The sequence below is a fragment of the Budvicia aquatica DSM 5075 = ATCC 35567 genome, from assembly GCF_000427805.1.
Classification (GTDB): domain Bacteria; phylum Pseudomonadota; class Gammaproteobacteria; order Enterobacterales; family Enterobacteriaceae; genus Budvicia; species Budvicia aquatica.
Genome location: NZ_KE386585.1, coordinates 219,041 through 245,580 on the forward strand (window position 1 = coordinate 219,041; position 26,540 = coordinate 245,580).

The 26,540-nt window shown below is 45.1% G+C and carries 21 protein-coding genes; 2 read left to right on the forward strand and 19 right to left on the reverse strand.

The window, feature by feature from the left end; translation table 11 throughout:
- Positions 1-54: 54 nt before the first annotated feature.
- The 8 genes from YWE_RS0123000 to YWE_RS0123035 form a co-directional block, all read right to left on the reverse strand.
- A complete protein-coding gene (locus tag YWE_RS0123000; RefSeq protein ID WP_029096563.1) occupies positions 55-339 on the reverse strand; it encodes a ferredoxin family protein in 285 nt (94 codons plus the stop codon).
- The gene (locus YWE_RS0123005) at positions 336-1,625 is read right to left on the reverse strand and encodes an FAD-dependent oxidoreductase (protein ID WP_029096564.1); all 1,290 of its coding nucleotides are present in this window, start codon (positions 1,623-1,625) and stop codon (positions 336-338) included. Before YWE_RS0123005 ends, YWE_RS0123000 begins: the two co-directional genes overlap by 4 nt.
- A gap of 140 nt (positions 1,626-1,765) precedes the next feature.
- Positions 1,766-2,710, reverse strand: a complete 945-nt coding sequence (locus YWE_RS0123010; protein ID WP_029096565.1) for an FAD-binding protein — start codon at positions 2,708-2,710, stop codon at positions 1,766-1,768.
- Between the two features lie 25 nt (positions 2,711-2,735).
- Positions 2,736-3,503 carry an electron transfer flavoprotein gene (locus YWE_RS0123015; protein ID WP_029096566.1) on the reverse strand — a complete coding sequence of 256 codons (768 nt, stop codon included), beginning with the start codon at positions 3,501-3,503 and terminating at the stop codon, positions 2,736-2,738.
- A gap of 59 nt (positions 3,504-3,562) precedes the next feature.
- On the reverse strand, positions 3,563-4,711 hold the full coding sequence (locus YWE_RS0123020) for an acyl-CoA dehydrogenase (protein ID WP_029096567.1): 1,149 nt from the start codon (positions 4,709-4,711) through the stop codon (positions 3,563-3,565).
- 64 nt (positions 4,712-4,775) lie between these two features.
- Positions 4,776-6,047 carry an MFS transporter gene (locus YWE_RS0123025; RefSeq protein WP_029096568.1) on the reverse strand — a complete coding sequence of 424 codons (1,272 nt, stop codon included), beginning with the start codon at positions 6,045-6,047 and terminating at the stop codon, positions 4,776-4,778.
- 101 nt (positions 6,048-6,148) lie between these two features.
- The gene (locus YWE_RS0123030) at positions 6,149-7,336 is read right to left on the reverse strand and encodes a CaiB/BaiF CoA transferase family protein (protein WP_029096569.1); all 1,188 of its coding nucleotides are present in this window, start codon (positions 7,334-7,336) and stop codon (positions 6,149-6,151) included.
- A 198-nt stretch (positions 7,337-7,534) separates the two neighbouring features.
- Positions 7,535-8,713 (reverse strand): acyl-CoA dehydrogenase family protein, encoded by a 1,179-nt coding sequence (locus tag YWE_RS0123035; RefSeq protein WP_029096570.1) that lies wholly within the window; start codon positions 8,711-8,713, stop codon positions 7,535-7,537.
- A gap of 253 nt (positions 8,714-8,966) precedes the next feature.
- Here YWE_RS0123035 and YWE_RS0123040 point away from each other — a divergent pair, with 253 nt between their 5' ends.
- The gene (locus tag YWE_RS0123040) at positions 8,967-9,947 is read left to right on the forward strand and encodes a LysR family transcriptional regulator (protein ID WP_029096571.1); all 981 of its coding nucleotides are present in this window, start codon (positions 8,967-8,969) and stop codon (positions 9,945-9,947) included.
- A gap of 147 nt (positions 9,948-10,094) precedes the next feature.
- Here the strand turns inward: YWE_RS0123040 and YWE_RS31715 are convergent, their stop codons facing one another.
- From YWE_RS31715 to YWE_RS30215, 9 genes are all read right to left on the reverse strand, one after another.
- On the reverse strand, positions 10,095-10,226 hold the full coding sequence (locus tag YWE_RS31715; protein WP_282705591.1) for a hypothetical protein: 132 nt from the start codon (positions 10,224-10,226) through the stop codon (positions 10,095-10,097).
- Between the two features lie 377 nt (positions 10,227-10,603).
- Positions 10,604-10,885: an IS1/IS1595 family N-terminal zinc-binding domain-containing protein gene (locus tag YWE_RS32175; protein WP_099044127.1), complete on the reverse strand. Its 282-nt coding sequence runs from the start codon at positions 10,883-10,885 to the stop codon at positions 10,604-10,606.
- Positions 10,886-12,843: 1,958 nt separating this feature from the next.
- The gene (locus tag YWE_RS0123055; protein WP_029096573.1) at positions 12,844-14,241 is read right to left on the reverse strand and encodes a c-type cytochrome; all 1,398 of its coding nucleotides are present in this window, start codon (positions 14,239-14,241) and stop codon (positions 12,844-12,846) included.
- 2 nt (positions 14,242-14,243) lie between these two features.
- Positions 14,244-15,833, reverse strand: a complete 1,590-nt coding sequence (locus tag YWE_RS0123060; RefSeq protein ID WP_029096574.1) for a GMC family oxidoreductase — start codon at positions 15,831-15,833, stop codon at positions 14,244-14,246.
- A gap of 26 nt (positions 15,834-15,859) precedes the next feature.
- Entirely contained in the window at positions 15,860-16,378 is a 519-nt protein-coding gene (locus tag YWE_RS0123065; protein ID WP_029096575.1) for a sugar dehydrogenase complex small subunit, read from the reverse strand.
- Positions 16,379-16,509: 131 nt separating this feature from the next.
- Positions 16,510-17,862 (reverse strand): amino acid permease, encoded by a 1,353-nt coding sequence (locus YWE_RS0123070; RefSeq protein WP_029096576.1) that lies wholly within the window; start codon positions 17,860-17,862, stop codon positions 16,510-16,512.
- Positions 17,863-17,987: 125 nt separating this feature from the next.
- On the reverse strand, positions 17,988-20,291 hold the full coding sequence (locus YWE_RS28475; RefSeq protein WP_036016950.1) for an Orn/Lys/Arg family decarboxylase: 2,304 nt from the start codon (positions 20,289-20,291) through the stop codon (positions 17,988-17,990).
- A gap of 199 nt (positions 20,292-20,490) precedes the next feature.
- Positions 20,491-20,778, reverse strand: coding sequence for a response regulator transcription factor (locus YWE_RS32180; protein ID WP_227659996.1), 288 nt, complete (start codon positions 20,776-20,778; stop codon positions 20,491-20,493).
- Entirely contained in the window at positions 20,765-21,178 is a 414-nt protein-coding gene (locus YWE_RS30215) for a hypothetical protein (RefSeq protein ID WP_051323537.1), read from the reverse strand. Before YWE_RS30215 ends, YWE_RS32180 begins: the two co-directional genes overlap by 14 nt.
- Before the next feature lie 745 nt (positions 21,179-21,923).
- Between YWE_RS30215 and mutS the strand changes: the two genes are divergently transcribed.
- A complete protein-coding gene (mutS, locus tag YWE_RS0123085; protein ID WP_029096577.1) occupies positions 21,924-24,482 on the forward strand; it encodes a DNA mismatch repair protein MutS in 2,559 nt (852 codons plus the stop codon).
- A 157-nt stretch (positions 24,483-24,639) separates the two neighbouring features.
- On the opposite strand, the gene YWE_RS0123090 is transcribed toward mutS, so the two are convergent.
- Together YWE_RS0123090 and YWE_RS28485 are read right to left on the reverse strand one after the other, a co-directional pair.
- A complete protein-coding gene (locus YWE_RS0123090) occupies positions 24,640-25,206 on the reverse strand; it encodes an MSMEG_1061 family FMN-dependent PPOX-type flavoprotein (protein WP_029096578.1) in 567 nt (188 codons plus the stop codon).
- 4 nt (positions 25,207-25,210) lie between these two features.
- A complete protein-coding gene (locus tag YWE_RS28485) occupies positions 25,211-26,317 on the reverse strand; it encodes an ABC transporter substrate-binding protein (protein ID WP_051323538.1) in 1,107 nt (368 codons plus the stop codon).
- Positions 26,318-26,540: the final 223 nt, after the last annotated feature.

Consider the following 26,540-nt stretch of genomic DNA (forward strand, 5'->3'; position numbering starts at 1 on the left):
TTGATATCACTGATAATTTATGGCTATCAGCTGAGTATTAGCAGCGCCTGCCGGTTAGCCATAACGGTACTCAACGCCCAGCGTTCCCTGTGGATATTCCCACTTCTCCAATAGGGTATTGCCACATAGCACCCGGCAGGTTCCGCACTCCAAACAGCCGGCATAATCAAACTGCAGGGTTCCCTCATCGGTCAGCTTATACAGTCCGGCCGGGCAGGCATTGATTAGCTTTTTTAATTCCGACATATCCGGATTTTTTACCACCACAATATGGGGATTCTCTTCATCAACCCTGAACTTATTGACGCCCAGTTTGACGTCTACATTGACGCTGGTCATAGTGCTCTTACTCCTTTGATTCCGTCTTTCAACAGGTTGATCAGGCCAACCTGCTTACCATGACGTAACAGTTTGCCAAGCATCGGTTTTGCCGGTGTGCCGTCGACAACAAAGAGATCGCTCATCATGTCGGCGGCCATGCGCGGATAGTCGTTGAACATGCGCGGATTTTCTAAAAAAGCAGGCAACTTTTTGTACAGTTTCATATCTTTTAGCACGAAATTTTCCTGCAACAGCTCTTGATAAAGCGCTAACGCTTTAGCGCTGAAGTCGTTGTGTTGTTTGGCGACAATAGCGGCTTTGGCCGCGGCCTCGCCTGAGGCAATCGCCAGATCCATGCCGCGTACGGTAAAGCCTAAGTTAAGGCACAGCCCGGCCGCATCACCGACAACCATCACGCCGTTTCCACTTAGCTTGGGCAACATGTCATATCCGCCTTCAGGTACCATATGAGCCGAATATTCAATAAGTTTTCCGCCCTCAATCAGCGGCTGGATAGCCGGATGCTGTTTAAAATCCTCCAGCATTTGGGGAACGGATTTATCTGAGCGTTCGATATCAGCCAGCCCGCAAACCACGCCTAATGAAACGGTATCCTGATTGGTGTACAAGAAGCCTCCGCCGAGTAATCCGTTAGATGGCGATCCGGCAAACAGCCACGCTGTTCCTTCTCCGCCGATCAGATTAAAACGGTCTTCCAGCTGCTGACGGGGGAGTTCGATCAGTTCTTTCACGCCGACGGCAACATTGTGCGGCGACAGGTCAGGCACCATTCCCAACGATTTACCCAGTAAGGAATTCACTCCGTCAGCCAATATCACTAGGTTAGCTTCCAGAATGTCATCTCCGGCCTTGACGCCCGCTACTTGCCCGTTCTCGATCACCAGTTCATCGACCCGAATCCCGGCAATAAACTGAACGCCGGCCTCTTCTGCTTTCTCCATCAGCCACGGATCAAATTTACTACGCAGCACGGTATAGGATTCCTGCAATGGTTGTTCTGCCCGCTGGGCCTGATAGTCGAGAGTGACTGCGCTGTCTTTCGTTAGAAATGATACTTTTTCATGAGTGACTTTGCGTTCGACCGGAGCCTCCTTGGCAAAGCCCGGTATGATTTTTTCCAGACTATGGGCGTAGAGTCGCCCGCCGGTCATGTTTTTACTGCCGGCGAAGTTGCCGCGTTCAATAACCAGTACTTCAAGGCCGGCTTTGGCCATCACGTAACCGGCGATAGTTCCGGCTACGCCGGCCCCGACTACGATGGCATCGAATTTATCGTCTGACATGATGGCTCCTGCTGTTAATTTATGTTTATCTAATCGCTGTTTAGGGCATTCGCTTTTAGCCCTTAGGTTAGCGCCGCCCTGCCTTTGGCAGCATCCATGCCGCTGATAGCAGATACCCAAAGTCAGGCACTTTTTACTGCTTATCCCTTTAACTGGGTGATTAACGCCGGTATTGCTTTATAAATATCACCGACTAAGCCGTAGTCGGCGTACTGGAATATCGGGGCGTTTTTATCTTTATTAATGGCAACGATCGTACGGGCGGCATTGGCTCCCACCATATGCTGAATTTGGCCGGAGATACCCAGAGCCAGATAGATATCTGATTTCAGCATCACGCCGGAAACGCCGATATAGCGCTCGCGTTCCATCCAGTGTTCGCCTTCGGCTATCGGACGTGAGCATCCGAGTTCGGCATCCAGCAGGTCGGCCAGTTCCTCAACCATTTTCAGGTCTGCTTCAGCCGTCAGGCCTCGCCCTATTCCAACTACCCGGCGGGCTTTACTCAGATCAACGTTACTGCCTTGTTTCGGCTTGCGTTCCACAAATACCAGCGGACTTTCCGGCATCACAAAACTAACGTTAGTGATACTGCCGCTTCGATTTTCATCCGCAGGTAGCGCATCAAATGCGCCGGCAACCAGTGTGACGATAGCCAGCCCGGAAGTCATTCGAGCTTCGGAGAATGCCAGCCCGCCGTATACCCGATGTTTAGCCTGAACCTGCCCGTTATTGAGACAAATCTCAGCGGCATCATTAATCAGGCCCGCCTGTAGCTTCACGCTGAGTCTGGCTGCCAGTGCTTTACTACGTTTGGTGGCTGACATCAGCAGCAGTGATGGGTTTTCCACCTGCTTTAGCTGGGCCATGAGTGGCTCAGCATAGTTTTCAATTAAGGTTTCCTCTGACGGTGTTCCCAGTAAATAGACCCGATCGGCCCCTTGCTTAATTAACTTAGCTGCGTCGTCTTCATTTCCGATAATTAAAGCGTTAACGGTCTGCCCTAAGGTTTGAGCGGCGGCCAGCAGCTCAGGGTAGCGGTCATGGATATCACTGAATACCCATACGTTTGCCAATTTACTCATGTTGGTTTCTCCTGCCGTGATGGCTTTAGTTCATCGCCTTGCGCAGATGCTCTGCCAGCGTACTCACTGCGTCGTCTGAATCACCTTCGATAATCAAACGCTTACGCTCAGTTTGCTGTGGTGCAACCACTGCCACCGGTTCGACTAAGCAGCCGGATGCTGACCAGCCAATATCGGCCCCGCTCCATTGGGTCACCGGTTTTTTACCCGCGCCCAGAATGGCCTTCATGGAGGGAATTTTTGGCGTGTTAATATCAGAGGTCACGCACAGCAGTACCGGAAGAGAAACATCAATAATCTCCACTTCATTTTCCAGTGTGCGTTCAATCCGTAGCCCGTCACCGTTGACAGCGATATGGCTGACGGCGTTTAGGGTTGGCAGGCCGAGCAGTTCGCCGGTGAGCAATCCGACCTGTTGTGCGTAAAGATCGCCGGAACCTTCACCACAAATGATCACGTCGAACTCAATCTTAGCGGCGGCGGCGGCCAGCGCTTTGGCGGTTTCGTAAGGCTGGCTGTTGGCCAGCTGTTCGTCTTTCACTAAATAAAGCGCATCAGGCCCGCGGGACAGAATGTCTTTACGGGCTTTGGAATTATCCAGCGCCTTGCCCCCCGCACTGAGGGCAATCACCTGACCTTCCCCGCCGTCAATTAACTGACAGGCGGCTTCCACGGCATTGAGATCGTATAGGCTAATTTTGGCTTCGGCTTTATCAAGAGACAGGCTGAGATCGCTGTTAACCACAATGTCCTGTTCTTCGGGAACCAGTTTAAAACAGGTAATAATATTCATAATTTCACTCATCCGGTTATCGCTCACGGCCGCGCCGCTGAAGGGGCGGCCAGAGGCGGTTATTTATTCTGATACTGTTGGGTAATCTGGCGGCCAGCGATATACACCATGATTTCATCCGTGCCGCCGCCGATACGGTTAACCCGAATATCGCGCCACAGCCGTGAAACTCGGGTGTCGTTGGTATAGCCAATACCCCCCATGATTTGTAATGCATCATCAACCACTTCGCAGGAAGACTGGGCACAGTAAACTTTGCACATTGCTGAGGAGCAGCGCAGAGAGATATCGTTATCACTTTCCCAGGCGGTGCGGTAAACATAGTTCTTCATGTTCTGAATTTTGATCGCCATCTGGGTCAGCTTAAGCTGAATCATCTGGAACTGGCTGATAGGCTGATTAAACTGCACCCGCTGGGTCGCGTATTTGGCCGCATCTTCAAAAGCACACTCCGCCGCGCCCAATGCATGTGCGGCAATAACCAAGCGCTCAATTTCAAAGTTGCCCATCAGGTGAATAAAGCCGTAGCCTTCTTTACCCACCATATCGCTTTCATCTATCTCAACATTGTCGAGAAATACCTCGCAGTTGCTGACCATATGCCAGCCGACTTTATGTAAGTCATTGCGTTTGACTCCCGGAGCCGTGGGGTCAATCAACCACATGGTGAAACAATGCTTAGGGTCTTTGGCCTCGGGATCTTTAGCCAACACCAACATGTAGGGTGAGTCTTTAGCACCGGTAATAAAGGTTTTCTGCCCGTTGAGGTATACCTTGCCGTTTTTACGGGTATAGGTCGTGGCAATCCGACTGTTATCTGAGCCTGCCTGAGGTTCGGTAAAGGCCAGTGAATAGCCGGGAATGCCGGTCTGGCTGACTTCAGAAATTTTGGCTATTTGCTCCGGAGTACCAAACTTCAGCATATTGTGAATACACAGGCCGTTGGTCATCAGATAGGCTGGTGCGCCCATGCGACCAATCTCTTCAATGGCTAAAACCTGAGTGACCATATCCGCCGGAATTCCACCGTGCTCTTCGGGAATGCCCAACAGGCTAATACCGTTTTCTGCCAGTGCATTCATAAACTCGACCGGAAATTTGCCGGACTCATCGCAGGTTCTGAAATAGTCATCGGGAAAGTTCTTTGAAATCAGTTCGCCGATGCTACTGAGTAATAATTCCTGCTCTTCAGTTAATTTGAAATCCATCGCTGTATTCCTTATACAAATTCAACTAGCTCTGATAAAACGGGCTCGGATAGACCCGGTTTGGTTAATGTTTTGCCGTGAGAGGTTTAACCTGGCAGCCGAAAAGCATGACCACCGCGCCGACCAGTGCAACGCCGGCGCCAAGGTAAAGGCCGTAGGTATAAACGCCGGTCATATCGATAATCAGCCCGGTGACAATAGGTGCCAGAACGCCAGCGCTGGTGCCCCATATGCCATTAAAGCCCACAATTTTCCCGGCGTTCTTACGTGAGAACACAATAGGAATAGAGAAGAAACCGCCCATGGTCAGGCATAGAAAACCGTTAGAGGCACTGATATAGGCAATAGCTGTACCGATGTTTTCAGCCGATGAGCCCATAATTAGCAGGCTGCCGGCGGCAATCAGTCCGACGATAGGCAGTAACTTACGCCCGATATTCTGACCAAACTTTTCGGCCGCCCGATCGGTTAGATATCCGCCCAAAGGGTAAGTTATAACGGCGGCGAGATACGGGAACATGGTGTAGATCCCGCTGTCTGAGAGAGAAAAACCACGGCCAACGGAGAAGTAAACCGGCAACCAGGTCAGGAATAAGAAAAACAGGTAATTGCTACAGAAGTAGGAGATTGCCGCGCACCAGACTGAGCGGGAGGCGAAAATATCCTTCGAGGTAATCTCTTCTTCAGCCTGTCCGGGAATATCACTTGCCCCCTGTCCTGCCCGGATATAGGCAACTTCTGCCGGCGTAATTTTTGCATGATCTTCGGGTTTGTCTTTACCGAACATCAGCCACGCCACTACCCAGATCGGACCTAAAAAGGCGTATAGATAAAAGATCGACTGCCAGCCCCACACCTGCATAATTCCGACAGAGGCACCCATAGTAAATGCAGTGGCGATCGGAATACCCATCAGGCAGAAGCCCTGAGCAACGCCCGACTCTTTTTTAGTGATCCATTGAGCGACCAACGCTGAGATTCCCGGCATGGCTACACTTTGGCCCATACCGACCAGCGCTCGTAGAATCATCATGATAATAATGGTGCCGGCAAACGGGGTCAGGAAGGTGAGTAGCGACCAAAACAGCGTACCGAGAATTAAGATTCGCCCGCCGCCGAAACGGTCGGAGAGTGAGCCGGAAGGCAGCATCATGACCGCATAGCCAATAAAGAATGAAGTAGATACCCAACCAAATTCAGTTGCGCTCCAGCCAAAATCTTTCATTAGTACCGGGCCGGCAATCGACATGGTACTGCGGGTGATATATAAAACGGCATAACTTAATGCTAATAAACAGACGATCCGCCAGCGTATATTGCCTATACTGGAACTCATATATCGCTCCTATATATTGTTTGCCGAGTAACCGACAAACAATAAAGTCATTTTTATTATTGGTAACGCTATGGATATTTAACGTTTGTCTGAAAAGCGCGTTAACCTAAGCGTTTTATAAATTCATCCGAATAACCATATTGTTTAATAACGTCTTCGGTGTGGTACCCCAACGGTTTAGATATTTTCATCTCCATATCACCCACGCTTGCCATCCTTACCGGCGTAGTGGTTAAGATATATTCCTCGCCTGTTGGATAGGTTAATTTGCGTAAACAGTCGTTATCCCAGGCCTGTGGATCTTCTAATATTTCCGTTGGCAAATAGCCTTTTTCACAGGCAAAGTCGTTTTCCTTTAATATCTTCATCCATTCATCAATGGTTTTATGGGCAAAGCCCGCGCTGATAATGTCGATCATTTTTGAGGCATTACCCCGGCGATATATTTCGCCGATAGTACAAAAATCCTCATTGCCGATAATGTCTTCGCGCCCAATTAACGTGACGAATTTATTGAAATATTTATCGTATTCAGGAATACATACCACCATCCAGCGGCCGTCTTTGGTTTTGTAGGTATTGTTAAATGGGTTACCCACTTCTCGCCGAGATTTTGGATACTGATTGCCAAACTGAGAGGAGACGACGGCAATACTCATCATATACAGCGCCGTGTGATACAGGCTGACGGTGACTTTATCGCCTTTACCGGTCTTTTCTCTGGCATACAGTGCAGTGCTGATACCGGAAGCGAGGCAGATTGAAACCTGAAAGTCACCGAAGGCATTAACCGAGTTAATCGGCGATTCGCCTTTTTCATTGATGGAACCCAGAAGCCCGCCGCGTGCGACGTAGGCAGTGGCATCAAAGCCGGCAGTATCTTTTTCTGGCCCTTTTTCGCCGTAGCCTAAGACCTGAGCAAAGATCAATCGTGGGTTAAGTTCGCGTAGCTCTTCATAGGTCAGGCCCATGCGTTTGAGGGTTTCGGTCCGATAGCTAGTGACCACCACGTCGGCGGTTTCCAGCATTTTGTATAAAACTTCTTTGCCTTGCGCTGTTTTTAAATTCAGGCAGACAAATTTTTTATTAATATTCGCCATATCGAAAGCCGGATTGACTTCATCGGTGTACGGCATATTAAATAACGGGGCCTGTTGTCTGAATGGATCGCCAGACGGTGGCTCAATCTTAATAATATTAGCCCCCCAGTCGCCTAATATTCTCGGACAGGCGGGAGCGGCAACGTGCGCAGTTAATTCAATAACGGTGACACCTGATAATGGCTTCATCTGAATATACCTAATTATTTAATCAATCTACGAAAATAAACAGTTAGCCGGAATAATATTTAACGATATGTTTTCCCATGTTTTAAATGTCACTATCCCTGTGAAAAATGGTTTCACATATATCTCTATTTATTATCCGGCTAATTTTTTAGGCGTTAAAAAACGCTATTATTTACTGAATAAAATGGCCTGCCACGGTTATTCAATAAATCCGCCATTTTTAATTAACGGACGAGCAGCCGTCAGGCGTTGAACGGTACGTGGGCCTTCTTCTAGCCATAGTGCACGGGCATCACGGTACATTCTCTCAACCGGGCCGTAAGGGTTATCTTCGAAATAGCCAATACCACCGAAGATTTCCAGACAGGCGTCAGAAACGGCACGTACCGTATCGATACCGTGGAGCTTACACATGGATGACTTCATCTCAATGTCTTCACCACGGTCGAACTGTTTGGCACAGTCCAGCAGCATTGAACGTAGGGCATAGATCTGAGTCCCCATATCCGCGATAGTTTGCTGAATAGCCTGACGAGACGCCAAGGTTTTTCCGAAGGTTACGCGGTCTTTTGCACGAGCAATGGCCAGTTCCAGGAAGCGTTGAGACATCCCCAAACAGCTTACCCCGATAGAGGCGCGGGAGATGGCTAAAGCATCCATAAAGATCTCTAGTCCATAGCCCTCTGTACCCAGCAGGTTAGCTTCAGGAATTTCACAGTTTTCCATTACCACGTGACCGTGGCCGGCACCTTTACAGCCCATCATATGCGGCATGGGTTCAACCCGAATGCCCGGGCGATCGGCTTCGATAATAAATGCGCTGATGCCGCCTTTTTTACGCTTAGTTTCATCGGTAACGGCAATGACGTAGAACGCATCGGCAATATCAGTAAATGAAATCAGTGTCTTACGTCCATTAAGAATATATTTACCGTCTTTTTTCTCAGCCTTAGTCTGGATATCTGCACCAGAACCACAGCCCGCTTCGGTGAGGGAAAAGGTGATAAAGTACTCTTCGGTTGCCATCAGCGGCAGCCATTTGGCTTTCATTTCTTCATTGCCGTGATCATGAAGAATATGCCAGTCCAGGCCGTTGACGTTGTGTAGGTACATACGAATACCACCGGGACCGCGACATATTTCCTCCAGTACCTGAAAATACTGCTCGCAGCATAATCCCATGCCACCATATTCAACCGGCAGAGATAAGCGGTAGAGATCGTTTTCACGACAAATATCCCACAGTTTTTCAGGGAATACGTTAGTGACTTCCATTTCAGGTGAGAGCGCTTCAAGCTCAGTTTCTACCACTCGGCGCGTTTTCAGTTTAAGCGCTTGGAGTTCTTTATCTGAAAGCCGGACTAAACTTCTGGCCATATAATATCTCCTTGATTAAAGGGTGTATTGAATATTTCATTTAAAATATTTTAAAAAGTTCGGAGTTAATGTTTTAGTGTTATATTTTCTTAAGTTGGTTTAAGGTTGTCTCTATACTCCATCTAAAATAATAATAATAATGTGTTCTCAAACACATTATTCCATCGAGTAAAAATATATATTTTATAGGCTTTACCTATAAGCCAAAAATAATAAATCTTATAGGTAAATCTTATAAATCGGGGTGACTATTGTGGAACTACGTCAAATTTATTATGTGATTGAGGTTGCTAAATGGAATAGTTTTACAAAAGCGGCGGAAGTAATTAACATTACTCAACCATCTCTTTCACAACAAATATCGAAGCTTGAAAAAAAGTATAACATCAAGATATTCGACAGAACCACGCGCTTTGTCGTGCCTACTGACTTAGGTGAACGTTTCATAGAAGATGCAAAATTGTTAATTAATGCCGTAGAGGGCTTTAATAATAAAGTGATGACGCGACAGCATCAAATAAACGGTACATTTAGAATAGGCGTTGAACGTGTTATTGGATATTTAAACCTCTATTCTTTGATTTCTGCATTTCAGGAGAAGTTTCCTGATGTAGTAATAACTATTATTGAAGGTGATACTAAAAACTTAATATTAGATATGGTTAACGGTGTTATTGATGCGGCCATTTATACCCAACCAATAGAAAATGAAAGAAATAGTTTGGTTGATGATGAAACGTTGACTGAAGATGAGATGGTACTCATTGTTTCAAAGAAACATCGGTTAGCACAAAAGAAATTTATCAATATGACAGATTTAAGAGAAGAGCGAATTATTTTACCTGACAAAAATACCGGGGCCAGTTCGATTATTTTCGATATCTTCAACCGAGCTAATATAAAACCGAATAAGGTTGGAGAATGCTCTCAGGTGAATATTGTACTGGAGCTGGTACAAAACCAGGTGGGTGTAACATTCTTTTCTTCTGCGGTGGCGAAAGTTTGCGTAGGGAATGAGATGGCGATTATTCCTATGGCTCGCAGTGAGGTGATTAAAAAATTCACGGTACTCAGCGCGCTGAAGAGAAACCGGCTACAGCCGATTACTCAGGCATTCAGGGAGTTTGCTATTGATTGGATAATTCAGCGTGATGACTTACCCCATGGTGAAATACCGCATGACAACGAGGCCTTCAAGCCAATATCCTCTTCTTCAGGGCACTCGTTAGCATAAAAGAGTGACTTTACCATAGGCTAAAGTCACTCAAACTGGGCTCAGTTTATACCGGAGCCCGCGCTGCGGTTAGGGTAGTCATTAACATGTGGTGATTGGCATTAACTGTTTGATGGTCAATATCTATACCGGCAATGGTATTTGCACCTAACTTCGACGGTAACGGGCAATAGCGTCGATCACCAGTAGCGCACCAATACCTAATTCAATGTTTAGCATAATGGCCTTATGCCAGTAAGAACAAGAACCTCTTCCACCAACTTGGTGTCCAGAACACACCGAACATCATCGGTAGTATCACCGTGCATTCATATCGATGATACTACCGAAAAGGTATGCGTATTTTAGGCGACTCCTGATAAGAACTTTCGCGTGTGGTCGGCTTTGAGGGGGGGTCTCTAAGTTCAGCGATAGAAGCGCAATAAAGCGTCCCTTGGTGATAACAACCTGTTACTTGGCCAAATGATAGTAACCATGGTATAGGTATCATCAATGCAATCGCCAGTAAAATAAAAACATCCACCACAATATCTAAACGGGTCAATCTCAATACATACTCCCTGTCATCACGCAGAATAGTAGCTTATCCTTTAATACCGTCAATTTGATAAGTCAGGTAAATGTACCTAGCCTGAAATGTAGATTCACATCCGAATTTAAATGCTTCCTTCTTTAGTTAGCCTGCTGATATATCGGTGGACCAGCCTGAGCTCAATACCAAACTTACGGCTAATATCTACGTAAGATATGCCATTATCAATCTCACTCTTTACTTTTTTTATAATCTTGTCTTCGCAGCTATGATAGATATATTTATCTTGAAATGACCTTTTACACGCCATGCAATAAAACCGTTGAACACCAGTACGAGCTATGCCATGTTTACGAACGCTATTTTTCTCCCCACAATGATGGCATACGGGTAGGTTATATTTCATATTACTTCCCTATTAAATAATTTATAAAATTCATTCTAAAACCTCCCTATATCGATAATATTCCGTCCATTTACAGCGATTAGTCAAAAACTCTCTTTAATATCAACATTCCCACTATAGGGTGATTCAATACTTTCACCTTTGGTATAAGACCAGTTTTATCTGGCTGGCTATTTATACCGACACCATATACTCCGGAAGTACCAGATATGTCATTATTAAATTATTGTTATTAATGTTAATTTCGTTATAACTCTGGTCAGCCGAATTGGGTGATTCAATTTCAAGATTGGCGTGCTGAATTGTTAAGTAAATATCTCCACCACCAATCAGTATTGCATCTTTATCGGTCTGACTAATTAGCGATTTTTTATTAATAAACACATCATCAAATCCGTTTAATCCGCTGGACTATCATAAAAAAATGTATTAACAGCCTTAATTCCATGAGTTTAAAGCTGAACATGGAAACAGATTGAAACATAAAATTATTACAAATAATCATATTTGTGCTACAACTATGTCTTTCCATGCCGCACCTTTCGCCATAAAACGCAACGCATTGATTTAAATAAAATTATCTAAAATCCCTTTAGCAATCTCATAAAATAATACTTACCATAGAAATTATTACAACAAAAATTGATCATATATTTCGATCGATAGATCATTATCGATAGATTAAAACTTGCAAATTCCATTCAATTACCATCCAATTAATAGACTAAATCTATTAATTAAACCGTGTGAAATAAGGGTTTTCTATCATAAAAAAACCAGAAGGCAAGCCCGCTGTATCGATTGCGCAAATAATGACTCCACTTTACTTATTTGAATTAGTTTTCCCTGCTTACATTCAGTTACAATTTGTAATTTAATTAAGATTAATGTAACTGAATTTAATTAACAATCAATATAATAACTACTTGTTATTATTAAAACAATAAAAACAAAAGAGTTTCTCATGTAATTACCAATAATATTCAAACACTAAGCACCGCCACCTCTATGCGTTGCTAGTTAGCTTAAGATGAACAACTTAAGTAGGCTTATTTTCTAATTATTCGATAATCTGATAGCGGAATTGATATTCAAAATCCATAGATAAAACACGCAATGGAAGCAGTTTTCCCGCAACTAATCATCACCTTAATGGAATGATTTCAGGAGAACTAAAATCAAACCAGTGAAATCATAAGATGAAGAACAAATACTTAATCACTTGATATTTAATTATTTTAATTTATTCATAAAGTGCTATCGATTAATCATAGTTTAGGGTCAAGGATAAAATATGAATGATTGTCGTTGATTAAGATTTAATCTTATTGGTATATATTCTTATGCGTTGAAAATGATTAAATAACCAGCAACACGGGTTTCCTCGCTACACAATCATATTGATTAGGCATTTGAATTTAACTCGTCAGCCAATTCTCCCCTCTGCGGTTAAAATCATTAGTATAATCAATCCTAAGGAGTCTAAATATAAAACAAGCCAAAGACCTAGGTGATAAGAAAAAATAGCTTAGAATCCCATACAGGAATGAATTATAGGGAGTTAGCTCATAGACCTCATCTTGAAAATAACACTCAGATAAATTGAAGATACAACGCAATAGTGGCATTTAAATGTATTATCAAAAAACCCATTTATTGATAATAAATATTTACCAATGGAACCAAGGAGTACTCTGGCTCACTTGGATAAGCCAAAGCGAGTTGAATTAATCAGAGAATGAATTCAATTCAAAACAATCAGCCAAAATAAAATGACTCCCCTTACGCTAACCACTCATCTACCCGCCGTAACCGTAGGAGATATATACTTAATTTTCAATGAGTTTAAATATCACATCTCTATCGAACTTCTTTTATGCTGTACTTGGCGGATAATATCTAAATTGAAAGGCCTGCTGATATAAGCAGGCCTTTTTCATTTGATGAGTCAGTGTAATCTATCGTTTTCTCAACCGCATCAAACCAAACAATATCAACAGTACAATCACAATGCTGGCACCGATTAGCCAGTACAGATATCGCACGATAAACGGTGGCTCACCGCCATGACGTAAAGTCTGCACATCTTCTGCACTTAGCCTATCGTCAATATTGGCAAACTGGCTGCGTACATAGTTACTGAGTGAAGCAATCTGCCCGTTATTCATCTGCTGCGCAAAAGCCGGCATACTGACATCACTGTCACTGCCTTTACGGTGAATCCCCTCTACGATGGTCATTACCAAATTTTGCGGGCCGGGTCCGGAAACAGCGCTATTGTTGATCAGCGACGGATAGAAATTATCAGAAGTTCCCTGCCCTTGATGACCATGACAGCTGGCACAGGCGCTTTCATACAGCATGGCACCGTTGGTTTGCGAATAATCCGCTAACGAGGACGGGTCACCCTGCCCGATAATCACGTTGTTAATATCGGTTAATAATCGTGGTTGGGCCGATTTAGTCGCTACCGGTGTTGCCACTGCGGGTACCTGTTTAATCCATGCAGCCATGGCATTCAGATCTTCATCAGTCATAAATCGGAAACTGTTTTCAACGGCTTCGGCCATCGGGCCTGCCGCCTGAGCTTTTCCCGCTAAGTGGCCCGTTTTCAAATAGGTTACCAGATCGCTTTGACTCCAACCGGCGATACCGCTGCTGTCAGGCGTAATATTGGGCGCATACCAACCACCTAGCGGGCTACCCGACAGGTTAAGACTGGTCTTTTCGGCCATCAGCATATTACGCGGCGTATGACACGTACTGCAGTGCCCCAGTACGTCAACTAAATACCGGCCTCGGTTCAATTGCTCAGAAAGATTGGTTTGCTGTTCAAACGGCTTTTCGCTTCGGTACAGTAGATTCCAACCCCACATAACCTGCCTGATATTAAAAGGAAAACCTAAGCGGGTCACCGCCGTTGGCGCAATATCAGCCGCTTTTACCCCTTGCATAAAATAGACATAAAGCGCATGAATATCGTCATCAGTGATGCCATGGTAGGCAGTGTAAGGCATTGCCGGATAAAGATTTCTACCGTCTTGTGTCACGCCTTTGCGCACCGCATCCGCAAACTGTGCCTCGCTATAGTTACCCATACCAAACTGTTGAGATGGCGTAATATTGCTGGCAATAATCCGCCCCATTGGCGATTGAATGGCATAGCCTCCGGCAAACGGCACGCCGTTTTCAACCGCCTGACGGTGGCAGGCACCGCAGTCTGCGGCAATAGCAATATATTTGCCGCGCTCGATCAATGCCTTATTAGCCTCAGCATCCTCAGCCTGCAGAGAAAAAGAGGCCAAGAGCCCTGCCATTACGGCAACTATCGCTAAAAACTTGAAGTGTATTTTCATATTCAAATCTCACGATCGATGATTTCAGCCGCACGAATACTTAATGCAACGCCGGTCAACGTTGGATTAATCACGCCAGAAGCGGGAATCACGCCAGTAGTGGCGAGAAACAGATTACTGTGATCCCAACAGCGACACTCATGGTTTACCACCGAATCCTTTGGATTATCGCCCATGATGACGGTCCCCATCAGGTGATCGCGATTCTGCCATCCGGTGTTATCTTCAATCACCGTTCCCCCCATCAGGCTGACAAACTGCTTATAATCAGCATCAACCACTGACTTGGCAGCCTTAACGTAATCATCCACTTCATAATGAACGGTAAGCATTGGAATACCCAGAGCATCTTTACGCGTAGTGCTCGGCCGCACGGTATTCGTTGGCTGAGGCAAAATTTCAAACACCGTCGAGATGTCAACCCAGCGCGCTGCCTGATGGCGAATCTGTTTGTCCAACTCAGCGCCGATAACGCCCTGCGCTATCAGGCGGCTAGCAACGGCCATATTCGGCACATTGTTAGATATTGCATGTTTAATCGCAGCGCGGTGGCGACGAAAATCGCCATCCCGATTGTTAAATATTCCCCCCTGCTGAACGGCACCTCGCCCAGGCCAAAGCGGTTCATCAGCCAGAAACTGTAACCCCATTCCGGTGTGATCCATCAGATTACGACCGACCCGATCGGAACTGTTGGCAATATCAGAGATCAACAGCAATTTTGGCGTTTCCAGCCCGTGTGCTGCGACAATAAAATATTTTGCCGTTAGTCGGGTATCAATACCTTTGGAACTGCGCACATGAACGGCAATAATTTTGTCGTCCGTCCCCTTTTCTAATTTCCAGGCGGTTGAGTCTGTCATCAGGATCGCACCGGCATCTTCTGCATGCTGGGCATGCTTATCGCCGCTGTACATCGCGCCAATGGGGCACACGGGCATGCAGTTGTTATTGCCGCTGCAGGCCGGGCGACCATCATAAGTGCGAGTAGCTCGCCCGTTCGGTTCATGGATAAAGTGGTAGCCTGCCGGGCTAAGGCGACTTTTTAATCGCTGGAACAGATAGGTTTCACCTTCCGGCTCCATAGGATACGGCTTAGAGCGCGGTGGAAAGGCGCTGCCACCCTGTCCACTCTGATCGTCAGTGTCACTGCCACAAACGCCTAATGCCTCCTCCGCTTTTTGGTAGTACGGCTCAAGTTCACTGTATTCCATCGGCCAGTCCCGCCCCACGCCGTACAATGACTTCAGTTTCATATCATTGGGCAGATAGCGCCAGCAGGCGGCAGCCCAGTGCCAAGTTGTCCCACCGACCAGTTTTAACATGCCGGGGCGAAAATCAAACGGCCCAGTATTTTCAATGTATTGCTCGTCATAAGAGTGATGAGCCCAAGGATCATTCGGGTATGGCGAGTTATAGTTGCCTTTTTTCGATGAGTTTCTGAAGTTTTCAACAATTTTCCAGCGAGGGATCTTTTCCCCGGCTTCGAGAATAATCACTGATTTGCCACTGCGGGCGAGGATGGTAGCGGCATTACTGCCGAGCGCACCTGAGCCGATGACAATCACATCAGCGTCATATTGATTGCTCATAGTGTTACTCACATCTTAAACGGGTTTTAATCGTTTTTTATGGTTACCGGTGGTTGTACCCAGTAGTTGGTACGTCCGCGGGAATAGGTCGGGATGACGGTGGCATCGAGAGTTGGAGCATAGGCTAGTGCATCGGTATACGTCACAAATCGAGTATTATCGACCGCACGTAGCGACACCGGCGTGCCGGTATAGCCAAGATACCAGGCTGAAATAATCTTTTTAGCCGTGTCACCAAGGGGACCGGTCATTATTGAATGGCCGTAAAGTCGGTCGGCGGAAGTAATCCTTGCCTGAGTTATCTCAGCTGAAAGCTGCTGCAATTTTTGTGGAAATTGCGCATCTTGCTCGGTTAAACAATGTAGCGCTCGTTGTGCCACTATCGGGCTGAGGTCTGTTTTTGCCGTTAACAGCAATGAGAGGTTAAAGAATATTGCGCTGTCACTGCTTTCGGCTGGCGTCGAAGCCCAGGATAATGCGGGGCTGAGTACGGCAAATCCGGTCAGGGCTACGCCGGATATCAAAAAATTCCTTCTAGATAGCATTGATATGTGCCTGTTTAATAAAGTAGATCGACTATCACACTTAAAGCCAAAATTGTAAATAAATTGTTATAATTTTAATTAAAAGTATGGTGAGCTAGGCCAATAGAATCACGGGCCTAGTTTGTGAAAAACTATTCTTTATCATCCAGATACAATATTTTAGAGCCTTTTTTATACCGGCTGGCAGCAACAAAAGCATAAAGTGGGATCGTCAGCATCATGACCAGCATTCCCCAAAACATCGCGTTCGAACCCGAACCGAACAGCGCAAACAGGCTGTATAACGTCCCTATCACTGCCATGATGCAGTAGAAAATAAATGCGCCCCCTTTGTTTAATGATTTCGCAATCATAATCACCGGCAGTGAAACCAAAGCGTAAATATAGGGTAATAAAGAGGCAAATACTGACATAAGAATAATAACCTGGAACTGTTTGGCTAAGTTGGGTGATGCCGTCGTCAATAACACAATGCTCATCAGTACCCCGGTAAAAAGCAAGCCTTTCACTGGTACATCATTTTTATTTACTACGGCAAAAAACTTCGGAAATAACCCCATGCGGGCACCCGCCCTTGGGGCTTCTGACTGCAGAATTAACCAACCAGAAATAGAACCAAAACAGGCAATAACGCTCAATGCGGAAACAATATTACCGGCCATCGGTCCGAACATATAGCGGGCGGCATCAGCGAAAGGCGCTGCAGAGTTAATCAACTCTTTGTGTGGTACAAGCCCCATAATCACGGTACAGCTGCTGACATAACAAACGGCTGCGATCAGTAGACCAAGTACGGTCGCTTTTGGCACTGTCGATTCCGGATTTTCTACCTGCCCAGTCGATACAACCGCTGACTCCACGCCGAGAAACCCCCATAGCGCAATAGATGCAGAGGACAAAATGGCTGAAGAGGAACTCTGGTTAGTGGCGTTATAAACCTCCGTGAACAACACAGGTTTGAACCAAAACCAACCAACAAAGCCAATGCCCAAAACGACCACCAGCATACAACAGGCAGTAAATGACTCGGTACGCCCGGCAACCCCGGAGCCCAGCGTCGATAATGCAATAAACCCCCAAAGAATCACCACCGCGGTAATACAACTGTTTACCGGATCTTTTAATTCAGGGAAGAAATAGCTGAGGTAACCGACCCCGGCAACCAGTAGAGCGACGTTACCTACCCACGCACTAATCCAATAGCAAATAGTCGATTGAAAACCGATAAATGGGCCAAATGCATCACTAGCATAAGCCACTATGCCGCCGTTGCGCGGCGTTAATAAACTTGTTTTCGCAAATACCAATGCAAGCGCGATAACCCCCGTAATGGTAATTAGCCAACCGAATATTGAAATATAGCCAATACTTGCCAGAGAGGTTGGCAACATAAATACGCCTGAGCCCATCATATTCGACGCGGTTACCAGCGTTAATGCGATAATGCCCATTTTTTTTACCGAGTTTGATTTTAATGAAGTCATATTACAGGTCCAAAAATTTGATGAATGCCGCTAAGCCCTATGAGAGAAATTCCTCCCATAAAGCCATTGACGAAATAATCGTGAAATACATTATTTTGGATATAAATTATTACTCATATCTTCAATTAAAAATAAAAGTCTTCTTTTATGCACCTGACCTTATATTCGCCATTATCATCAATTTCTATGCCCTGTAATTCATGGGCAAACCCTGGAAAGCGTTTACCAAATTCTTCTAATGCCAGTAAATAATCAATAATAGCGTGTGATTCATTACCAATTGATTCACCCGGCATAATCAAAGGAATACCCGGCGGATATGGCGTGACCATCACCCCAATGGTACGATCTTTAATATTATAAATATCAACCAATTCAGTGTTATCATCAACCAGACAGTCATAGGCCTGTGACGGCGTTAATACCTGTTTGGTTTCAATATAACAGGCTAACTCAGAGAGCTCCGTAATATTCAATTCAATATTAGTCTGATGAATCTCTTTACATAAATCAGCTAATCCCATGTCCTGATATACCTTTGAACTTGAATAAATATCAGGAAGAATTTTTTCTAATGGCGTATTTTTGTCATAATGTCGTTTAAACACCATCAGTAAATCAATTAGCGTATTCCATTTTCCCTGTGTAGAACCTAATGCAAATAAAATAAGAATATTATAATCGCCGTTTCTCGCCGGAATAATACGCTGTGTACCTAAGTATTTTGAAACAACCTGCGCGGGTATACCAAATTCACCCATGATGCCCTGAGCATTTAAACCCGGGCAGGTTATTGTGACTTTAATCGGATCAAGCATGGCATATCCATCGGGCATATTATCAAAACCGTGCCAGGCATCGTTCTCATTCAGCATCCATAGCGAGGCGTCACTGGCCAGAACTGAATTAGGAACATCAACAAAGGGAACCCGGTTACCCTCTTGCAATACCGTATCAGGCTGCCAAACGCTAAAGAACCAACCTTCCAGCCCTTCGTCTTTCAGTTTATTCTCCACCATTACCATGGCTTTTCTAAAATCAATCGCATCGTTAATCGCCCCATCGATTAAGGTCCGGCCCGGTTTCCCTTCCATCATTGCGGTAGCGACATCAATTGAGGCAATAATCGGATAAAACGGCGAGGTTGTTCCATGCATCATAAAAGCCTCATTGAACACGTCATAATTAACCGGTGCCCTTTCAGAACTCCGGATATGAATCATCGATGCTGAAGAGAAGGCCGCCAGCATTTTATGGGTTGACTGCACAGCATAAAGCGTTGGCTGGCTTGGATCGTTGCGCGGCATATCCATAGCAAAGCGTTTTTTATAGATAGGATGAAATTTAGCGTAGGCGTACCATGCCTCATCAAACTTAATTCTAGGGGTTGAATTAGCTAATTTATGAGTGACTAACTCCACATCATAAATCAACCCATCATAGGTACAGTTAGTAATAATCGCATACACCGGATCCAGACTATCGGCCCGATCAACTAATGAACTATTGGCTATTTTTTGACGAATATTCTCCTCGTCAAATTGATCGGGTGAAATTAAGCCAATAATGCCTAAGCCATTTCTGGACGGTCGAAAATATACCGGGTTAGCCTGCGTGATGGTAAGTTCATGAGTCACCGACTTATGGCAGTTTCTGTCAACCAGCGCAATATTGCCTTTAAGGGGAATAGAATGTCCTACAATCTGATTTGACTGAGAAGTTCCCCCAATAACATAGAATGTCTTATCCGCACCAAAAATGACCGCCGCCCTTTTTTCAGATTCACCGGGAGGACCTTGATGTTCAAGCCAATCGCCCATTTCCGGCGTAGCAACCCCGATATCAGCACGCATAATATTTTCACCGAAAAAATTCAAGAATTCGCGCCCTATCGGATGCTTGAGATAGGCCACGCCGCCCTGATGTCCAGGACAATCCCAATAATAAGGGCTATCTGTTGCATAGTTTTTCAAGGCGCTAAAATAAGGTGGAAGTAAATGGTTCAGGTATTGATGTATCGCCAGATGAATACGACCGGCAATGAAACCGGGTGTATCTTCATTAATATTAATACATTCATGAATCTCTTTAATGACCTCAATAGATAGCCAGCCTAAAATGGGTGTACTTGATGATAAAAATATCGGTAATGTATTATTCTTAGAACGTATTATTTCGATAATGTTTTTAATAAAAACATTGCAATCGCTTACTTTTAATGAACTGCCAATATTAATAATAACACCACCAATACCGGCTTCCTTTTTTATTAAAGATAGAACTTGCTCATGCTTTTCCGCATGAATAAAAATATAGTGCTGTAAAGTGCTTTCTGATTCAACCTGATTTAGATTATCACCAATATCAAGATCATTATCACTAATGGATATAATAATAATCGGAATTTGCCCACTGTTAATATAATTCATCCACGACCTCGCCTTATAGAGTTAATGTCTTTCACTATCAATACAGAAAGATATCTATCTGCTGATAGAAAGAGCATACGCGTAGGTCCATAAGAAATAACTGTACTAAAAGTACAGTTATTAATAAGCAACTAATGGCATAAAAGGTGTGGTATATGAGTAAATTGAAAACGGCATAATGACCGATGTCATTAAAATATTACTCAATAATGTACTGTATTTTTACGAATATAGGCGGAATATAAAACTGCCACTTATGCTCTTTGGCAAGCATAATAAATTCACGGGTGGTTGTGCAGTCGTTTTTTTGCAGGATATTGCTCTTATGAAACTTTACCGTTCGTATTGTTCTATTAACCTTCTTTGCTATCTCTTTTTCAGAGAGTCCGGCCATGATAAGAAACACGATTTCCCACTCTTTATTGGTTAATAGTTTAGATGGTTTATTAAATGTAAACTCACCGACATAGTTTTTAAATAAAAAAATTTGGCGTGACGACTTTCAGCGTACCAATATGGCTAATAATTCCTGATATTTCTGCCAATTTATTATAGAAAGGCATTCTCTCACAGAAGAAAGATTTAAAGTCCTTTCCTTCATTTAAAGATAGAACGCCCACCGCATCCACTTTAAGGCCGTTATGCATTACCATACTATCGTGATCCCTTATTATTTCGCTAAAAGGGGCTAACGCCGATTTTTTATGGTAACTAGTCGGGGTAATTAAATCATAATATGATTTATTGACATATATTATGCTGCCTTCAATGGTTTTCAGACACCATGCATCATTACTGGTCTCCCAGAGCGTAAGCACCTCAATGGGTACTTTAATCGGAAGGGCTTTTAATTTCTTAACCAAAATATCTAAATTTATACTTTCCATATAGAACTCCGGATCAATTTTTGGTTATACATTCAATGCGTTGACTGACCATTAAAATAATATGCACGCTCAATAAATGCGCTAAAGTAATCAGCCCCTAACAATCTTTCCACCTAATAATGCCGCCACCTTACTCTGAATGAAAGATAAATCACCTCAAGTTGAATACTTAGCGTGCGATTGTTGAACACTTCGATATAATCGAATATCTCTTTATTGCCCGGCCCAACCAATACTGTTTTTCCCATAAGTTGCATGTTCAGTAGAGTTAAAAGAGTTACCTATAGCTCTATTGTGAGCTCAACGGGATTCTTACTGTAAAAGCAGGTTGCTGTGCTATTTTACTTTCATCTTATCGCTGCAGTTACTCAACGTTTAGTTCAGCTGTACGGCAATGTCCTCACGCCTTACACTGTTCAGTTCATGTCGCTTAGTCATTGCTATTACAAGCAAAATTTGCGAAAAGCATCTAACTATTCGCTCTATGCGTTTGCCGGTAACTGGGCTAGTATAACCATAGCTAAATTGAACCCTGCCCCTCCTCTTGCTCAGAGATGATTGCAACCCGTGATATAGGATAAAGAAGCATGGATGACGCAGAGATATGTGAAATAACATCGTGACATAAAGTACAATCAACATGCCCTGTTAGATTAGGTGATTTTTAATAAGGTCACCGCTAGGCATTGAGAAAAATAAAAATCATGATTAATTTAAATTTCAATACATTACAAAGAATAATTCTATGACAGATAATTCCAGCCTAAATTCCCATACGCCAATGATGCAGCAATATTTAAAGCTGAAGGCCCAGCATCCGCAAATTTTACTGTTCTACCGCATGGGCGATTTCTATGAATTATTCTATGACGATGCTAAGCGAGCCTCTCAATTACTGGATATCTCACTGACTAAACGCGGTGCCTCTGCCGGTGAGCCGATCCCTATGGCCGGTGTACCACACCACGCCATTGAAAATTATCTGGCCAAATTAGTTCAGCTCGGTGAGTCAGTGGCTATTTGTGAGCAGATAGGCGATCCGGCCACCAGTAAAGGTCCCGTAGAGCGCAAAGTGGTCAGAATTGTTACGCCGGGTACCGTCAGTGATGAAGCCTTATTGCAGGAACGTCAGGATAACCTTTTGGCGGCAATCTGGCAGGACGATAAGCAGTTTGGCTATGCGACTCTGGATATCAGTTCCGGGCGCTTTTTAGTGGCAGAGCCGGTCGATAAAGAGACCATGGCTGCGGAGCTGCAGAGAACCAATCCGGCTGAACTGCTTTACCCTGAAGATTTAGCCGCAATGGATTTGATTGAAAATCGGCACGGTCTGCGCCGCCGTCCGCTGTGGGAGTTTGAACTCGATACCGCTCGCCAGCAGCTTAATATGCAGTTCGGTACTAAAGACTTAAACGGATTTGGCGTTGAAAAAGCGGTACGGGCGCTGCGGGCAGCAGGCTGTTTATTGCAGTACGTTAAAGATACCCAGCGGACATCATTGCCTCATATTCGCGGCTTAACCATTGAGCGTCAGCAGGATGGCATCATTTTAGACGCGGCTACCCGACGTAATTTAGAGTTAACCCTTAATCTTTCGGGCGGTACGGAGAATACGCTGGCTGCCATTCTTGACCATTCAGTTACGGCCATGGGCAGCCGGATGCTAAAGCGCTGGATTCATGCGCCGACCCGCAATATTACTACCTTAAGAAACCGCCAGTCGGCCATTGCTGAGCTGCAGGACAGCTATGTTGAACTGCATCCCTTCTTGCGTAACGTTGGTGATTTAGAGCGTATTCTGGCACGTCTGGCGCTGCGAACAGCACGCCCGAGAGATCTGGCGCGCATGCGTTATGCTTTCCAGCAGCTACCGGATATTCATCAAATTCTGGCGCCCTTCTCTTCTGAGTATATTCACACGCTGAAAAGCCAAATTGGCGAGTTTTCACAACTTCAGGCCCTGCTGGAAAAAGCGGTGGTTGAATCACCACCGGTATTAATCCGCGACGGCGGGGTTATTGCCCCTGGATACAATGCGGAATTGGATGAGTGGCGTGCACTGGCTGACGGAGCGACTGATTATCTGGATCGTCTGGAAATCCGTGAGCGTGAAAAGCTGGGACTGGATACGCTGAAGGTGGGCTTTAACGGCGTTCATGGCTACTTTATTCAGGTCAGCCGCGGTCAGAGCCATCTGGTTCCGATCCACTATGTGCGCAGACAAACGTTGAAGAATGCTGAGCGCTATATTATTCCTGAACTCAAAGAGTATGAAGATAAAGTTCTGACATCCAAAGGCAAGGCGCTGGCGCTGGAAAAAGGCCTGTACGATGAACTGTTCGATATGATGTTGCCACATCTTGAGGCGCTGCAAATCAGTGCTTCAGCCTTGGCTGAACTCGATGTGCTGTGCAACTTATCTGAACGTGCTTACACGCTGAACTACAACTGCCCGACGCTGACTGATAAGCCGGGCATTCAAATTACCGGCGGCCGTCACCCGGTGGTTGAGCAAGTGCTAAATGAGCCTTTTATTGCCAACCCGTTACAACTTTCGCCTCAGCGCAGGATGCTGATCGTCACCGGCCCGAATATGGGCGGTAAAAGTACCTATATGCGCCAGGCGGCCCTGATTGTGCTAATGGCGCATATTGGCAGCTTTGTGCCGGCAGAAAGCGCCACCATTGGTCCGGTAGATCGTATATTCACCCGTATCGGAGCCGCTGACGATTTGGCTTCCGGCCGCTCAACCTTTATGGTCGAAATGACAGAAACGGCAAATATTCTGCACAATGCTACCGAGCAGAGCCTGATCCTAATGGATGAAATTGGTCGCGGAACCTCAACCTATGATGGCCTGTCGCTGGCATGGAGCTGTGCCGAAAATCTGGCCCATAAAATTAAGGCTATGACGCTGTTTGCTACCCATTATTTTGAGCTGACTACCCTGCCAGAACGTATGGAAGGGGTGGAAAATGTGCATCTGGATGCCGTTGAACATGGCGATACGATTGCCTTTATGCACAGCGTTCAACCCGGCGCGGCCAGTAAGAGTTACGGGCTGGCGGTTGCCGCATTGGCCGGCGTGCCGAAAGACGTTATCAAACGGGCCAGACAAAAGCTTAAAGAGCTGGAATCTCTGTCGGTCAATGCGGCCAACAGTAATATCGATGGTTCTCAGATGGCATTACTGGCGGTAGAAGAGACCTCGCCGGCGGTAGAAGCATTAGAAAATCTCGATCCGGATACCTTAACGCCAAAACAGGCGCTTGAATGGATCTATCGGCTTAAAGAGTTAGTTTAGTCGAGCAAAAGAACGATGACTTAAGAAATATCCTCAGCCATCATCCCGGTGAAAACGGGGATGATGGCTGGGTTGAATCCTATCGCATAGACATGCTTAACCGACCTGCATTAGCCCAAGGCCCGCCTTTTTCTAAACAGTCTAGTTAATCGGTTAATCAGCGGTCTTTGTGGAATCCGATAATTTCATCCAATGACGGTGTTTTATCCGCATTAGACTGGCTTTCAATATTCCATAACTTAGCCAACGAAATAGCCTGACCGCAATGAATAAAGGCTTCTTCAATATCGACAACTATTGCACATTTTACCTTTTTTCCGGTATCGGTGAAAAACTCACACAGTGACGGATCGATCGAAATCGTCGCTTTACCGTTAACCCGAAAAACTTCGTTATAACCCGGAATAAAAAAGGTCAGCCCGACCTGCGGATTATCAATGATATTTTGCAGGCCATCTAAACGATTGTTGCCGGCATAATCCGGGATCAGCAGCGTCTTTTCGCCCACGGTTTTAACAAACCCCGGATAACCGCCTTTAGGTGAAACATCGACCCCTTTTTCACCCACGGTGGCCAGCACGAAGAAAGGCGAAAGGGATATCAGCTTTTGTCCATAAGGCGCCAGAAAATCGATCTGCTTTTTTACCACCAGCTCATGGGGTGCACTGTAGCGCTCACGCAGCTGTTCTTTGGTGGTTACAATATATTCAGGTTTGGTATACATAACTCTATCTCTGTAGGGTAAGCCAATAAGTACCGGTTAACGTCACGGGAAGAAAATGCTGATTCAGTTCATCCATGGTTTTTTGCGGGTCAATATCCTGATATACCTCGGGTTGAAGCCACTTAGCCATCACTTCGGCCCCAACGATATTGAACGGCGAGCCGGAAAAGTAGTTCCAGAATCCATGAACTCGCCCCTGTTTGACCGCATCAAAAGTATTAATGCCTTTCTGTTCCACTAATACCTTTAGCTGCCGCTGGCTGATGGCCATATCGACGCTGGTGCCCAGCGGTAACGCTTTATGCGGGTCAACCGCTGAATGACCGGTAGCGATATAGACCTGAGGGCTTTTTTGAATCAAATATTCAAGGCTCAGCGTACCACCGTTAGCGGTGGGAAACTTCTCAGCGCCAACATTGAGACCTTTAAACAGCGAAATATACTCACCAATACCGCCGGAGCCACTGCTCCAGCAACAGTCCCACACGCCGGGGTAGGCGTGCAGCAATACGCTTGGGCTCTGTATTCTCGGATCGTTGAGCCGGGAAGTCAGCTTATCCATATGGGTTTGGTAAAAGCTAATTAATTCTTCAGCCTTTTGCTCTTTATCTAATAACTGCCCCAGCACCCGTATCGACGGAACAGTATTCTCCAGCGGAGACTGATAAAAATCAATAAAGGCGACCGGAATACCACTCTTGTTCAACAGAGCAATAAGGTTTTGCGATCGCTGAGCCTGCCAGCCTTCAAAAATAACCAGATCCGGAGATAAAGAAAGAATAGTCTCGGTGGAAAGCTCATCGCCGCTACCGCTGCCAATCACTTTCAAATCAGCCAGTTTAGGGAAGGTTTTCAGGTAGAGGTTATAGGTTTCTACGTCCAACTTTTTAAGCTCACTGCCCCAACCGACCAGAATATCGGTCGGATTCTCTTCAACAAAAGTCAGGGCAACAAAGCTATAACCGGAGGCCAAAATAACCCGCTTTGGTTTTTGTTTAAGCACCACTTTATTGCCTAAAACATCGGTAACCTCTTTAGGCCACTCGCCGGCATAGACGGTAGAAATGCTAAATATCAAGGTGATAAACAGCATCAGTAATCTTTTGTTCATTGAATATAAACCCGTAATAAAGGTGCCACTCAGGCTCTAGGTCTGGATATTTAGCGCAAGCCGAATGCCATTCCATTCAGAATAATGATAATTATTCGCAATATACCATTTGGCGGAGGTCAAAAGAATCACCATTCTGAATGAATTTTTCAATTTTTATCATTTCATTTGACAGCGGATAACAAATGAAATGACAATGCGCATGATAATAACTCTCATTACA

Bases quoted from the DNA above. Each gene is read 5' to 3' on its own strand.
- YWE_RS0123090 (WP_029096578.1), bottom strand. From the start codon at position 25,206: ATGTATACCAAACCTGAATATATTGTAACCACCAAAGAACAGCTGCGT.
- YWE_RS0123010 (WP_029096565.1), bottom strand. From the start codon at position 2,710: ATGAGTAAATTGGCAAACGTATGGGTATTCAGTGATATCCATGACCGC.
- YWE_RS0123055 (WP_029096573.1), bottom strand. From the start codon at position 14,241: ATGAAAATACACTTCAAGTTTTTAGCGATAGTTGCCGTAATGGCAGGG.
- YWE_RS0123020 (WP_029096567.1), bottom strand. From the start codon at position 4,711: ATGGATTTCAAATTAACTGAAGAGCAGGAATTATTACTCAGTAGCATC.
- YWE_RS0123065 (WP_029096575.1), bottom strand. From the start codon at position 16,378: ATGCTATCTAGAAGGAATTTTTTGATATCCGGCGTAGCCCTGACCGGA.
- YWE_RS0123035 (WP_029096570.1), bottom strand. From the start codon at position 8,713: ATGGCCAGAAGTTTAGTCCGGCTTTCAGATAAAGAACTCCAAGCGCTT.
- YWE_RS32175 (WP_099044127.1), bottom strand. From the start codon at position 10,885: ATGAAATATAACCTACCCGTATGCCATCATTGTGGGGAGAAAAATAGC.
- YWE_RS0123000 (WP_029096563.1), bottom strand. From the start codon at position 339: ATGACCAGCGTCAATGTAGACGTCAAACTGGGCGTCAATAAGTTCAGG.
- YWE_RS28475 (WP_036016950.1), bottom strand. From the start codon at position 20,291: ATGAATTATATTAACAGTGGGCAAATTCCGATTATTATTATATCCATT.
- YWE_RS0123060 (WP_029096574.1), bottom strand. From the start codon at position 15,833: ATGAGCAATCAATATGACGCTGATGTGATTGTCATCGGCTCAGGTGCG.
- YWE_RS30215 (WP_051323537.1), bottom strand. From the start codon at position 21,178: ATGGAAAGTATAAATTTAGATATTTTGGTTAAGAAATTAAAAGCCCTT.
- mutS (WP_029096577.1), top strand. From the start codon at position 21,924: ATGACAGATAATTCCAGCCTAAATTCCCATACGCCAATGATGCAGCAA.
- YWE_RS0123005 (WP_029096564.1), bottom strand. From the start codon at position 1,625: ATGTCAGACGATAAATTCGATGCCATCGTAGTCGGGGCCGGCGTAGCC.
- YWE_RS28485 (WP_051323538.1), bottom strand. From the start codon at position 26,317: ATGAACAAAAGATTACTGATGCTGTTTATCACCTTGATATTTAGCATT.
- YWE_RS0123015 (WP_029096566.1), bottom strand. From the start codon at position 3,503: ATGAATATTATTACCTGTTTTAAACTGGTTCCCGAAGAACAGGACATT.
- YWE_RS0123025 (WP_029096568.1), bottom strand. From the start codon at position 6,047: ATGAGTTCCAGTATAGGCAATATACGCTGGCGGATCGTCTGTTTATTA.
- YWE_RS0123070 (WP_029096576.1), bottom strand. From the start codon at position 17,862: ATGACTTCATTAAAATCAAACTCGGTAAAAAAAATGGGCATTATCGCA.
- YWE_RS0123030 (WP_029096569.1), bottom strand. From the start codon at position 7,336: ATGAAGCCATTATCAGGTGTCACCGTTATTGAATTAACTGCGCACGTT.